The organism is Lactobacillus sp. ESL0680, assembly GCF_029392855.1.
GTDB lineage: Bacteria > Bacillota > Bacilli > Lactobacillales > Lactobacillaceae > Lactobacillus.
On record NZ_CP113945.1, the window covers coordinates 184748 to 196756 of the forward strand.

Consider the following 12009-nt stretch of genomic DNA (forward strand, 5'->3'; position numbering starts at 1 on the left):
ACGAGAATTATGAAAATTTTAACTGCATGTGCTAACGGTTCAGGAACTAGTTTGATGTTGATGAGAACTGTTAAAAAGACAATGGAAAAAATGGGCTATCAGATTACACAGGCTGACCATACTTCAATTTCAGAAGCTAAGGGAATTGCCCGCAACTATGACGTCGTCTTTACATCTGTGCCATTTATTAAAATGTTTGATGAAGTTAAGAAGCGCGGCGGCGAAGTAATCGGAATTAAAAATGTGATTTCGGCTAAAGAAGTTGAAGATAAAATTAACGATTCTGATATTCCAACTAAATTTAAGAAGAATTAAAGGAGATAACAATGGCAATACCAAAATTACAAATTGCGTTAGATAGTGACAATACTGCTCAGGCAATTAGCGTTTTGCGCAAGGTTGAAGATTTAATTGATGTTGTTGAAGCGGGAACGATTTTAGTCTATCGCGATGGCTTGAGTGCTGTCAGAAATTTGCGGGCGGTGGCTCCTGATAAGATCGTTTTGGCAGATGTTAAATGTGCTGACGCTGGAACTAAGTGTGGTAAGTCATGCAAGGATGCTGGTGCCGATTGGATGACCTGCATTAATGCGGCAACTGTTCCTACAATGAGTAATGCTCAAAAAGAAATCGAAGTTCAGGTTGAACTTTATGAAGGTTGGGACGATCCAAATAGGATGCAGGAATGGCTTGATAATGGCATTCACCAGGTTGTTTATCATCAAAGTCGTGACGCCAAGTTTGCTGGACAAAAATGGTCTGAACAAGATGTTGAGAACGTTAAGAACCTAATCAAGATGGGCTTTAAAGTCTCCGTTACTGGTGGTGTTCATCCGGAAATCCTTAAGTTGTTTAAGGGTGTTCCTGTTTATACCTTTATTGCTGGCCGGGCAATTAGAGAAGCTGATGATCCACGTGCTGTTGCCCAACAGTTCAAGGACGAAATTAATAATATTTGGGGTTAGTTAATAATTAGGGAAACTGGTGAATTTTAATTCATGGTTTCCCTTTTATTTTAAATTTAGTAAGGAGCAAACAGTATGACAGTAAATTCGTTAGGCATTTATGAAAAAGCTTTGCCGCAGGATTTGTCTTGGGAAGAGACTTTTAACTTAGTACATCAATTGGGCTTTAACTTTTTAGAATTTTCAATTGATGAGAGTGATAAGCGGCTGGCACGGCTTGATTGGACGCGAGATGAGCGCCAACAATTTCGCGATTTAATGTGGTCAACTAATACCAGAATTAACAATTTGATGTTGTCGGGACACCGGCGCTTTCCGCTAGGTTCTGCTGATCCTGAGGTACGGCAGAAGTCACTGGAGATGATGGCTAAGGCGGTCGACTTGTGTGTGGATCTAGGCATTCATAATATTCAGATGGCTGGTTACGATGTTTATTACGAAGAAAAGACGGACTTGTCGCGTGAATATTACGTCGAGAATTTAATTAAATGTGTTCACATGGCAGCTAAGAAAAATATTATGTTGTCAATTGAGACGATGGATGATCCGTTTATTAATAATTTATCCAAAATTAGTCATTACCATGAATTGGCAAAAAGTCCGTGGCTGCAGGCCTATCCAGATTTGGGTAATTTGAGTGCCTGGCCGGAAAATGATGTCCCAGCTGAAATTGAAAATTATATTGACACAATCTGTGCAATTCACCTAAAAGACAGTAAAAAAGTCACGTCGAATTTCAAAGGGCAATTTAAAAATGTGCCGTTTGGCACAGGCTGTGTCGATTTTGTGGGCCTGCTGCGAGAATTAGTCCGTCTTGATTACAATGGCAGCTTTACCATCGAAATGTGGTCAGGCGATAACGGCGATGAAAATGCACTTGAGGAAGTTAAGGATGCAAAAGCCTTCTTTGATAAGATTTTCACCCAAGTTGGCATTACACAAGAAGCAGTTGAATAAGGAGAGAATAAGATGCTTGAACAGTTAAAAGAAGAAGTCTACCAGGCAAATATGTCATTGCCAAAATTAAATTTGGTAACTTTTACGTGGGGCAATGTATCTGGAATTAATCGTGAAGCCGGATTATACGTGATTAAACCGTCGGGAGTACCTTATGAGGAACTTAAACCGGATGATCTGGTAGTGGTTAACTTAAAGGGTGAGATTGTCGAAGGCGATAAAAATCCGTCATCAGATACGCCAACCCATACATATTTATATAATCATTTTCCTAAAATTGGCGGCATTGTTCATACGCATTCACCTTGGGCAGTGTCATTTGCGGCAGCCAAAATGGACATTCCTGCACTGAATACCACACATGCCGATACGTTCTATACTAATATTCCCGCAGCTGACGCCTTAACTAAGGAAGAAATTGAGGAAGATTACGAAGGCAACACCGGCAAAACAATTGTTAAAACTTTTAAGGAGCGGCATTTGGATTATGAGGCAACGCCAGCGGCTCTAGTCAGCCAGCATGGGCCGTTTGCTTGGGGCGAAAATCCCGCAAAGGCAGTGTATAACGCGAAAGTTCTAGAGGTTGTTGCCGAAGAAGATTTTCATACTTTAGAATTAACGCATCAAAACTCAGAATTGCCCCAATACTTGCTTGATAAGCACTATTATCGTAAGCATGGACCGAATGCTTATTATGGACAAAAATAATAAAAAAAGCTAAAGTTAAATTATTTTAAAGTGTGTTGTTAAAATTTAATATAATTATTTTTTGGAAAGGTAATATATAAGATGGATTTCCAAGCTTTAGCTCAAAACATTTTGACTAATGTCGGGGGTAAAGAAAATATTGTTAGTCTGGAGCGCTGTTTTACGAGATTGCGTTTCGTTTTAAAGGATAACAGTAAGGCAAACAGTGACCAAATTAGTCACTTAGAGGGCGTTATTCAAGTGCTAAACGCCAATGGTCAGTTTCAGGTTGTACTTGGCAACAATGTTGCTAAAACCTATGAGGCAATTGAACCGATGATTGGTGAAGTGACTGCGATTTCTGAAACAAGCGAAGGCGACACTGAACCAAAAGAAAAGGTTGGTTTAGGAACCAAAATTATTAATACGATTGCCGCAATCTTCACGCCAACTGTTCCAGCAATTGCTGCTTCAGGGATGATTAAAGGAATTTTGGCAATTGCAGTTATTGTGGCAACCAATGTTTATCATACGGATATTACTAAGTTCGATACCTACATTATTTTAAGTGCGGCATCAGATGCACTGTTTTACTTTATGCCGATTATTTTAGCCAAATCTTCTGCTAAAGTTTTTAAAACCAATGAATATATTGCAATGGTAATTGCGGCGACGCTCTGTTACCCATCAATTGTTGGGTTGATGACGGGCAAGGCGACAGTTACCCTGTTCGGCTTGCAGATTACTAAGGCAAGTTATACCTCATCGGTTATTCCAATTATTATTGCCGTCTTTATTTTGGCTTATGTGGAACGCTTCATTGACCGCATCATGCCAGATGTCCTGAAGATTATCATGGTACCGACACTTTGTCTGTTAATTATGGTACCGGCAACTTTAATGCTGTTTGGACCAATTGGCATTTATCTTGGTAACTTTATCAACTGGCTTTACTACTACATTATGCACTTTAGCCCGATTTTATTGGGCGCCTTTATTGGGGGCATTTGGTGTGTATTGGTTGTCTTTGGTGCTCACCGAGCAATTATTCCGATTGGGATTAATGATGTTGCTAAAACCGGTCACCAGAATTTACTGGCCTTTGCAGGTGCGGCTAACTTTTCTCAAGCTGGTGCTGCATTAGGTGTTTTCTTAAAAACTAAAAATAAAAATCTGAAAACTGTTTCTGCTTCGGCAACAGTAACCGCACTATTTGGGATTACTGAGCCGGCAATCTATGGTACTAACTTACGGTTAAAACGCCCGATGGTCTATGCAGTTATCAGTGGTGCGTTAGGTGGTGCCTTAATGGGCTGGGGCGGCTCATTTGGTAATGCCTTTGCCAATCAAGGAATTCTGACGATTCCGGTTTATGCCAGCAGCGGCGTGAAGGGCTTTGTTTGTTACCTGTTAGGATGTGCGATTGCCTTCTTTGGTGCCTGTATCTTGACGGTTGTCTTGGGCTTTGAAGATTTACCAGAAAAATTACCAAGTCAAAATAGTGAAGAATTAGCGACGATTCCAGTAACGGCAACCGAAGACGAAAAAATCACGGCGCCACTAGCAGGAGAAGTAATTGCCTTATCCCAAGTTAAAGATGAAGTCTTTTCATCAGGTGCAATGGGCAAGGGCGTGGCGATTATCCCGACAGACGGCGAGGTCGTGGCTCCTGAAGATTGTGAAGTGCAAGTTTTATATCCAACAATGCACGCTATCGGCTTATTGCTGGATAATGGAATTCAATTATTAATTCATATTGGCCGTGATACGGTTGAACTAAAAGGCAAATATTTTACCAGTCACACTGAAGTTGGTGCACACTTAAGAAAAGGCGACCCAATCGTTAGTTTCGATTGTGCTAAGATTAAGCAGGCTGGCTATGATCTAACAACGCCGGTAATTATTACTAATGCTAGTTCTGATGCAGAAATCACAATGACGGATGAAAATGAAGTGACGCAAGATAGTGTCCTAATGGAATTTAAGGGTAAGGTAACAAATGAAGAAGTTTAATGATAATTTTTGGTGGGGGGCTTCGTCGTCGGCCTTTCAAATTGAAGGTGCTTGGAATGAAGATGGCAAGGGCGAATCAATTGCGGATTATAATTCGTTCAAGCATTCAGACCAGCAGGCTGACACCAAGGTCGCCAGTGACTTTTATCATCATTACCAAGAAGATATTAAGTTAATGAAGCAGATGGGGATGAAGGCTTACCGCTTCTCGCTTGCGTGGACTAGAATTATTCCCGATGGGGATGGGGACGTCAACCAGGCGGGAATTGACTTCTATAATCATGTGATTGATGAGTGTCTTGCTAATGATATTATTCCCTTTGTGACCCTGTACCACTTTGATTTGCCGCTGGCTTTAGTTAAAAAATATAATGGCTGGGCTAGTCGTGATTGTGTTAGAGCCTTTCGCCGGTATGCGCAGATTTGTTTTAAGGCTTTTGGTGATCGGGTCAAGAACTGGCAGGTAATTAATGAGCAAAACCTGATGGTGCGGGTCAATGAGCGGATGAATATGGATAATGTGCCGCAAGATGAGGTCGAGAAGGTTCGCGCTCAGATGGATTATCACATGTTCTTAGCCTGTGCCTATGCCATGAATGATTGCCACCAGATGATTGCTGGCGGCAAGATTGGCCCAGCAATCTCATCGACAATGACTTATCCAGTCAGTGACCAGCCGCTTGATGTCTGGGCTGCCAAAATGAACGATAATTTTAAGACTAATTATGCTTTGGAAATGTACTGCTTTGGTAAATATCCGGGTTACTACCGGCATTTTTTGCAGGAGCAGGGCATTTATCCGCAAACTGCCAGTGGTGATGATGCGGTCTTAGCAAGTGCTCATCCTGATTTTATTGCGGTTAATTATTATCGGACATTAGCGGCAGAATATTTACCGGCTGACCAAGAACATCCAGTTGGTGAGCGGGTAAGTGATATTGATTTTGACCTTTATGGTTATTTCAAAATCAAAAAGAACGAGCATTTAAAGGCAACCGAATACGGTGCGCAAATTGATCCACTTGGCTTGCGGCTGGTTTTGAATGAATATTATGAAAAATATCGCCTGCCAATGATTATTACTGAGAATGGCTTGGGTACGGCAGATGAACTCACTGAGGATGGCAAAGTTCACGACCAATACCGAATTGATTATCTAAAAGCCCATATTGAAGCGTGCTATGATGCAATTCAGGATGGTGTTGAGCTGTTTGGCTATTGTCCGTGGTCAGTAATGGATATCTTGAGTTCCCACCAAGGTTTTAAAAAGCGGTATGGGTTTATTTATGTTAACCGGACCGACTTTGACTTAAAGGACATGAGGAGAATACCTAAGGACAGTTACTATTGGTATCAAAAAGTAATTAAGAATAATGGCTTAGAATAATAAAAAAATACTACGTTTGAAATTAATAAACGTAGTATTTTTCGTTATTTAGAATTTAGTTTCAAGAATATCATCTTCAGGACGGTGTTCTTGAATCCGCAGAACCTGCCAAGGGAATTCTTCAACTGGTTCGGCCAAGTCAATTACCAATGTGTTATCTTCATAAGTAAACTTGAGGTCAATGCGCTTTTCGATCCATTCAACGCGGTTAGGTTCGTGTGTTAAACCAGTAATAGTAATCTTCGTTGGCAATGGCTGCTTGACGAAAACATATTTTTGGTAGTGCATGTGACGATTTTGCAATACAAAACTATCGCCGTCGGCACTAATTGCGCAAGGTTCGCTTTCATTGAAGGCATGACCAAACATGTGCATCCAGTCGTTAATTGGCGTTAAAAGTTTTTTGCTTTCATCGGTTAATTCACCGTTTTCTGCAACGGTCAAATTAATTACCGTGGTTTTGCCGGCTTCACGCTGCTTAATCATTGCATCAATTACGTTATCGGATGTGTAACTTTGTCCAAGACCCTCATTAACTAGGGCAATCGTGTACTTAGTGCAGGCAGCTTGAAAGGCTTCTTGGGCACCATCAGTTGCGACAGCACGCGCACCGATATCCCGTGCGGTTTTGACCAGTAAGTCAGCGTTGGCCTTTTCGGCGTTAGTTAGTTTAAAATTTAAGACAATTGCAAAATCAGGATTCATCGAATCTCTCCTTAGATATAATAATATTAAGTTTAACTCTAAAAGAAGGAAAATACGAAAAATGAAAATTATTATTTCACCAGCAATGAAAATGAAAGTTGACCGTGAAGCTTTTCCAGTCCGGTCAACACCGCAGTTCTTACCGCAAGCTGAGCAATTAGCGCAATACTTAAAAAGCTGCAGTTTAGAACAGTTAAAGGCTATCTGGCAGTCAAGTGAACGGACAGCTAAGGAAGGGCAAAAGCAAATTGCACTGCTTGATCTAAAGCAGAGTGATAATTTAACGCCAGCAGTTATTTCTTATTCCGGCATCCAATATCAATACATGGCAGCCGATTTGTTTACCGCGCCTGCACTTGATTATTTGCAGGACAAGGTGCGGATTTTGTCGGGCTTATATGGCGTTTTGCGGCCGTTTGATGGTGTGTGGCCGTATCGCTTGGAAATGAAGAATAAAGTAATTGGCTTTGAGCAGCCGAATTTATATAAATTTTGGGGCTCGACGATTGCGGATAATTTATTTAATGATGAAACAGTGTTAATAAATCTGGCATCCAAAGAATATTCTAAAAATATCAGCCCATACTTAGCAGCTAACCGGCAGATGATTAACATTGATTTTCAAGAGTTAAAGAATGGCCAATGGAAGACTGTTGGCGTGCATGCCAAAATGGCGCGCGGAGAAATGACACGTTTTATTGCGGAAAATCAGCTGACTAAGCCTGAGCAATTACAGGACTTTAGTGATTTTGGCTTCAAATTTACTCCAGAAGAAAGTAATATCGATACTTATGTTTTTCGGACGGAATTTGATTTTAAGAGACGATAATTAGGTATTAATTGTTCCAGACTAATAGTAAAATATACCTAGTTAATAAGTGAGGTTTAAGTATGGAAATTGTTTTTGTTCGTCATGGTCAAACCGATTTGAATAAAACGGGTTGTATTCAGGGCTCGCGCTTTGATAAGGAATTAAATGAGGCCGGTCGCGCTTATGCTGAAAAAGCCGCAGCTAATTTTGACCCATCTGTGTTTGATGTCGTCTTTTCAAGTCCAATGAAGCGGGCACTTGAAACCGCGCAGATTTTTACTAAAGGACAAAAGAAGATCAAGATTGATGAACGCTTGGTTGAATTTAACTTTGGCGAATGGGATGGGCAATTATTAACAGAATTAGGTCAAAAATATCCTGATGCGGTCGATCCTTGGGGGAAGGCAAATGCGAATTACATCAAATATGCCCCACATGGCGAAAGCAATGAGGAATTAAATGAACGCTGCGGGCAATTTTTAGATGATCTCACGCAAAATTATGCTGGTAAAAAAGTTTTGGTGGTTTGTCACGGCACGTTAATTCGGATGATGTTCGCGCATTATTTTACCAATGGCGATTTTACTTACTTTGATACGATGAAAAATTGCGCTTTGGCGAAAATTTCTTATCGTGACCATACACCGCGAATCAACTATTATAATCAAGTATTAGCGCTTTAATAAATCAAAAAGATCCTTCGGGATCTTTTTTATTTGCATAATATTTGACTATGCAAGTTCAATATTGATATTATCTAATAAAAGTGACACGGTGTCACTTTATTAGAAAAGGGTGGTAGCAGAATGGTCAAGGCAACTTTTATTAACTTGCCGCAGGTAAAAAAGGACCTCATTACGCAGGCGCTGCTTAACGAATTTAGTCATTATCCGCTTCAAGAAGCACAGGTGGCGCGAATTGTTAAGGAAGCTCAGATTGCTCGCGGGGCCTTTTATAAATATTTTACGGATTTGCTTGATGCTTACAGTTATTTGTATGGGCAGGCGCTTCGCGAAATTCATGCCGATATCAAGGTTACGTCAGAGTTTGAGCCGCAGATTTTTTATTTAAATGTGGTCAACTTTGTCGAAAAAACGCATGCCAGTAAGTATGCACTCTTAATTAAAATGCATGTTTTATATAACGAAAGCATGTTGGCAAAGCCGGCGCAAACTGCTAAGCAGGCAGATTTAAGTCCGCAGAATTGGAGCGCGATGGTCTTGAGCCACGCTGCTATTCGAGCTGTGCTCACAAATCCTAGTCAAAAAGACGACATTTTGCTTCGTTTTAAGGCGAGTTTAGAACTATTACAAAAGGGGTCAAATTAATGTTTTTAGCAATTAAAGAAATAAAACGAGAAAAATTGCGTTATGGCCTGATTGTTTTGATGATTTTCTTAATCAGTTACCTGATTTTCATTCTATCATCACTATCAATTGGCTTAGCAAGTGAAAATACGCAGGCATTGGAATCATGGGACGCGCAGGCAGTGGTCTTGAATAAGAATGCTAATGTCAGTATGAACCAGTCAGTATTAACTAAGTCTGACTTAAAAAATGCCACAATTGGTAAAGATGAGGCGCTGGTTGGTCAAACAGCGGTAGTTGTTAAAAATAAGAAACGGCCGCAGATTTCCGCCCAGTTTATTGGTCTTAAAAAGACCCAGTTTATCTATCGTGCCCAAGAAATAATTGCTGGTCGCAAGGCTAAAACCAAGCAAGAAGTGGTTGCTGACCAAACCTTTAAGATTAAGGGTTACAAGCTTGGCGACAAATTGGAGTTGAATGGCTCGAAGAAGAAGTATACGATAGTTGGCTTTGCTAAGAATGCCAAGATTAATATTGCGCCAATTGTTTATGGTTCGCTTAATTCGTGGAAGACGCTGCGGCAGGGAATGCCGGATATGCAGGCTTCGGCAATCATTTCACGTAATTCTAATTACAAGTATCATCATGCTGACAGCAAGACTTATCCAATTAAAACCTTTATTAATAAGCTTCCAGGTTATACTGCTCAAAATATGACCTTTGAACTTATGATTGGCTTCCTCTTTGTAATTTCACTGATTATCATTGCGGTCTTCATGTATATCTTAACGATGCAAAAGATGCACAACTTTGCGGTAATGCGTGCGCAAGGAATTCCTAGCGGTACGCTGGTTAGAGCAACAGTTAGTCAAGCAGTTATCTTAGTGGTTGTTGGGGTAGTCATTGGCCTAGTCGCAATGTTATTGACTGCTAAAGCATTACCAGCCGTTGTACCAATGAGCTTCACGCCGGCAATTATGCTGAGTGGTGCTGGCGGAATGCTTTTGACGGGAATTATCGGCAGCTTAATTCCAATTAGATCAATTTTGAAGGTAGATCCAGCAAAGGCAATAGGTGAATAAGATGGCAGTCATTGAATTAAAAAACGTCCAAAAAATTTATGGCAAGGGTGCTGCAGAAGTTAAGGCACTTAAGAATATTAATTTTACGGCTAATAAGGGTGAAGTTGTCCTAATTATGGGTCCATCTGGGGCTGGTAAAAGTACTTTTTTAACCATTGCGGGTTCACTGCAAAAGCCAACATCTGGTGAAGTCTTAATTAACGGGCAAAATATTGCCAATCTGACGACTAAGCAAAGTAACCATTTACGGCTTAACCAGATCGGCTTTGTCCTGCAGGCTTATAATTTGGTCCCATTTTTAACGGTTAAGGAACAATTTGAATTAGTTGACCGAGTTAAAAAACAGGGCAATATCGATCAGACTACTTTGACAAAATTGTTAGAGCAGTTAGGTATTACAGCCTTAGTTAATAAGTACCCTGGTGAATTATCTGGCGGTCAGCAGCAACGAGCTGCAATTGCCCGCGCCTTATATGCTAATCCAGAAATTTTGCTGGCGGATGAACCAACGGCATCTTTGGATAGTAAGAATGTTGATGAGGTTGGTCAATTATTTAAAAACTTGGCTAAAAATTATGACAAGGCAGTCTTACTAGTAACGCATGATCCTCGTTTAGAGCAATATGCCGACCATATTTACGAGATGATGGATGGCGAAATGACACAAACAAAATAATTGTTATTTAATCTTTGATAAAAATGCACAATGCTTTAATTAATAAAGGAATTGTGTGTTTTTTTGTTTATTATCGAAAAATAAAGATATTTAATACGTCTTTTTTGAGAATGGCTAAATTTTAGCTTGTTACTTTTGGTGTTATTATTTATCAAAGCCGGTTGTTTATTTATATTCTGTAAAAGTTGTTCTTGACAAAGAGCTTTAAAGTTTATTATGCTAGTTAATATATGACTTCTTTGTTATTTTTAGCATGATAAAAGAACAAGGCGATTTTAAGCAAGATTTTGAAGCTTTAGCTGTAAGCGCTGATGTTACTGATATAATAAGAATGGTAACTCATCATAAAATAACGAAAAATCATTAATTAAAGTGTACTTAATGTTATATAACTGTATAAAAATCACGCCATTATAATTATGTGACAGACAGTTAATTTAGAAGCTGAGGTAAAAAATGAACGAAGTACCAGAAGATAAATCAATTGAGTTAACAACAGATTATCAAAATCAAAGTATCAATATTCAGTTTTCGGATGAACTAACAGATGATCGCGAACGTGGTTATATTTTATCTGCAGCTTTCTTTTCTTTTTGTGCTTCTCAAGGTTTGAGCAAATCGGAAGTAAGTGAGATGGTTTCGTCTTATTACGATCAATTTTTAGAAAGTAATAACTAGGTATTTAACTTAATTAGCAATACTAAAAAAGTTAACGAACCAGTCTCAATCATTCGAATGTACAATTGTGAAAGTTTTAAGGGAAAAACGAATGGCGAGAAAAAAAGAAATAGGAAGAGACAAGATCTTAAATATTGCCTATAAAATGATAATTAGAGATGGCGTTGAAAGTTTGACAGCACGTAATATTGCAAAAGAAGGCCATTTTTCAACGCAGCCGATATATCTTGAGTTTAGTAGTATGGACGAACTTAAGGAAGAAGTCTTAGACAGAATTGCGGAAAACCTGCAGGATAATGTTTTGCAGAAAGAATATACAGGGAAACCCTTGATTGACATGGATCTGTCCTATATTGATTATGCTCAAAAACATCAAAATCTGTTTCGCGCGACGTTTGTAGAAGGTAAATTAGGCAGCAAGCGAATTTCTAACATGCTAATTGATTTGGGCGTTAAAAAATTTAATGAACAATATCAAGATACTGATTATGATGAAGAAAAAATCGTGAATATTGTTGTTGCTAATTGGATTACGACAATTGGCATTGCTTCACTATTGGTTAATGAAATTGCTACTTTTTCGCAAACCCAAGTTATTAATGTTTTAACAGCCCAAATTAATGATGCAATTTTAAATGATTGGCTAAGTAAGAGTAAGAAAATTCCGCTGTTTGATGTGAAAGATTATAAGAAGCAAAGAAAAAGTATCAATGCTTGATTTGACTAAGCACAGCGCGAAGA

The 12009-nt window shown here is 39.3% G+C and carries 14 protein-coding genes; 13 read left to right on the forward strand and 1 reads right to left on the reverse strand.

Annotated elements, in window-relative coordinates; translation table 11 throughout:
• Nucleotides 1-9 precede the first annotated feature (9 nt).
• The 6 genes from OZX58_RS00925 (at nucleotide 10) to OZX58_RS00950 (ending at nucleotide 6009) form a co-directional block, all read left to right on the forward strand.
• The gene (locus tag OZX58_RS00925; RefSeq protein WP_277141113.1) at nucleotides 10-315 is read left to right on the forward strand and encodes a PTS sugar transporter subunit IIB; all 306 of its coding nucleotides are present in this window, start codon (nucleotides 10-12) and stop codon (nucleotides 313-315) included.
• Between the two features lie 11 nt (nucleotides 316-326).
• Nucleotides 327-965: a 3-dehydro-L-gulonate-6-phosphate decarboxylase gene (locus OZX58_RS00930; RefSeq protein WP_277141114.1), complete on the forward strand. Its 639-nt coding sequence runs from the start codon at nucleotides 327-329 to the stop codon at nucleotides 963-965.
• Nucleotides 966-1040: 75 nt separating this feature from the next.
• Nucleotides 1041-1922 carry an L-ribulose-5-phosphate 3-epimerase gene (locus tag OZX58_RS00935; protein WP_277141115.1) on the forward strand — a complete coding sequence of 294 codons (882 nt, stop codon included), beginning with the start codon at nucleotides 1041-1043 and terminating at the stop codon, nucleotides 1920-1922.
• A gap of 12 nt (nucleotides 1923-1934) precedes the next feature.
• Entirely contained in the window at nucleotides 1935-2630 is a 696-nt protein-coding gene (locus OZX58_RS00940) for an L-ribulose-5-phosphate 4-epimerase (protein WP_277141116.1), read from the forward strand.
• An 81-nt stretch (nucleotides 2631-2711) separates the two neighbouring features.
• Nucleotides 2712-4622, forward strand: coding sequence for a beta-glucoside-specific PTS transporter subunit IIABC (locus OZX58_RS00945; protein WP_277141117.1), 1911 nt, complete (start codon nucleotides 2712-2714; stop codon nucleotides 4620-4622).
• The gene (locus tag OZX58_RS00950) at nucleotides 4609-6009 is read left to right on the forward strand and encodes a glycoside hydrolase family 1 protein (RefSeq protein WP_277141118.1); all 1401 of its coding nucleotides are present in this window, start codon (nucleotides 4609-4611) and stop codon (nucleotides 6007-6009) included. Before OZX58_RS00945 ends, OZX58_RS00950 begins: the two co-directional genes overlap by 14 nt.
• A 48-nt stretch (nucleotides 6010-6057) precedes the next feature.
• On the opposite strand, the gene OZX58_RS00955 is transcribed toward OZX58_RS00950, so the two are convergent.
• A complete protein-coding gene (locus tag OZX58_RS00955; RefSeq protein ID WP_277141119.1) occupies nucleotides 6058-6714 on the reverse strand; it encodes a hypothetical protein in 657 nt (218 codons plus the stop codon).
• Between the two features lie 61 nt (nucleotides 6715-6775).
• On the opposite strand from OZX58_RS00955, the gene yaaA reads away from it, so the two are divergent.
• The 7 genes from yaaA (at nucleotide 6776) to OZX58_RS00990 (ending at nucleotide 11986) form a co-directional block, all read left to right on the forward strand.
• Entirely contained in the window at nucleotides 6776-7543 is a 768-nt protein-coding gene (yaaA, locus tag OZX58_RS00960; RefSeq protein WP_277141120.1) for a peroxide stress protein YaaA, read from the forward strand.
• Nucleotides 7544-7605: 62 nt separating this feature from the next.
• Complete coding sequence (locus tag OZX58_RS00965; protein ID WP_277141121.1) at nucleotides 7606-8208, forward strand: histidine phosphatase family protein; 603 nt, start codon at nucleotides 7606-7608, stop codon at nucleotides 8206-8208.
• Nucleotides 8209-8331: 123 nt separating this feature from the next.
• Nucleotides 8332-8853: a TetR/AcrR family transcriptional regulator gene (locus OZX58_RS00970; RefSeq protein WP_277130793.1), complete on the forward strand. Its 522-nt coding sequence runs from the start codon at nucleotides 8332-8334 to the stop codon at nucleotides 8851-8853.
• Nucleotides 8853-9914 (forward strand): ABC transporter permease, encoded by a 1062-nt coding sequence (locus OZX58_RS00975; protein WP_277141122.1) that lies wholly within the window; start codon nucleotides 8853-8855, stop codon nucleotides 9912-9914. The genes OZX58_RS00970 and OZX58_RS00975 overlap by 1 nt, the downstream gene beginning before the upstream one ends.
• Nucleotide 9915: 1 nt before the next feature.
• Nucleotides 9916-10590, forward strand: a complete 675-nt coding sequence (locus tag OZX58_RS00980) for an ABC transporter ATP-binding protein (protein WP_277141123.1) — start codon at nucleotides 9916-9918, stop codon at nucleotides 10588-10590.
• Nucleotides 10591-11046: 456 nt separating this feature from the next.
• The gene (locus OZX58_RS00985) at nucleotides 11047-11268 is read left to right on the forward strand and encodes a hypothetical protein (protein WP_277130787.1); all 222 of its coding nucleotides are present in this window, start codon (nucleotides 11047-11049) and stop codon (nucleotides 11266-11268) included.
• A gap of 91 nt (nucleotides 11269-11359) precedes the next feature.
• Nucleotides 11360-11986: a TetR/AcrR family transcriptional regulator gene (locus tag OZX58_RS00990; RefSeq protein ID WP_277130784.1), complete on the forward strand. Its 627-nt coding sequence runs from the start codon at nucleotides 11360-11362 to the stop codon at nucleotides 11984-11986.
• Nucleotides 11987-12009 lie beyond the last annotated feature (23 nt).

What these genes read in the sequence shown, in the direction of transcription:
- OZX58_RS00925 (WP_277141113.1), top strand. Translation starts at nt 10, where the DNA reads ATGAAAATTTTAACTGCATGTGCTAACGGTTCAGGAACTAGTTTGATG.
- OZX58_RS00930 (WP_277141114.1), top strand. Translation starts at nt 327, where the DNA reads ATGGCAATACCAAAATTACAAATTGCGTTAGATAGTGACAATACTGCT.
- OZX58_RS00935 (WP_277141115.1), top strand. Translation starts at nt 1,041, where the DNA reads ATGACAGTAAATTCGTTAGGCATTTATGAAAAAGCTTTGCCGCAGGAT.
- OZX58_RS00940 (WP_277141116.1), top strand. Translation starts at nt 1,935, where the DNA reads ATGCTTGAACAGTTAAAAGAAGAAGTCTACCAGGCAAATATGTCATTG.
- OZX58_RS00945 (WP_277141117.1), top strand. Translation starts at nt 2,712, where the DNA reads ATGGATTTCCAAGCTTTAGCTCAAAACATTTTGACTAATGTCGGGGGT.
- OZX58_RS00950 (WP_277141118.1), top strand. Translation starts at nt 4,609, where the DNA reads ATGAAGAAGTTTAATGATAATTTTTGGTGGGGGGCTTCGTCGTCGGCC.
- OZX58_RS00955 (WP_277141119.1), bottom strand. Translation starts at nt 6,714, where the DNA reads ATGAATCCTGATTTTGCAATTGTCTTAAATTTTAAACTAACTAACGCC.
- yaaA (WP_277141120.1), top strand. Translation starts at nt 6,776, where the DNA reads ATGAAAATTATTATTTCACCAGCAATGAAAATGAAAGTTGACCGTGAA.
- OZX58_RS00965 (WP_277141121.1), top strand. Translation starts at nt 7,606, where the DNA reads ATGGAAATTGTTTTTGTTCGTCATGGTCAAACCGATTTGAATAAAACG.
- OZX58_RS00970 (WP_277130793.1), top strand. Translation starts at nt 8,332, where the DNA reads ATGGTCAAGGCAACTTTTATTAACTTGCCGCAGGTAAAAAAGGACCTC.
- OZX58_RS00975 (WP_277141122.1), top strand. Translation starts at nt 8,853, where the DNA reads ATGTTTTTAGCAATTAAAGAAATAAAACGAGAAAAATTGCGTTATGGC.
- OZX58_RS00980 (WP_277141123.1), top strand. Translation starts at nt 9,916, where the DNA reads ATGGCAGTCATTGAATTAAAAAACGTCCAAAAAATTTATGGCAAGGGT.
- OZX58_RS00985 (WP_277130787.1), top strand. Translation starts at nt 11,047, where the DNA reads ATGAACGAAGTACCAGAAGATAAATCAATTGAGTTAACAACAGATTAT.
- OZX58_RS00990 (WP_277130784.1), top strand. Translation starts at nt 11,360, where the DNA reads ATGGCGAGAAAAAAAGAAATAGGAAGAGACAAGATCTTAAATATTGCC.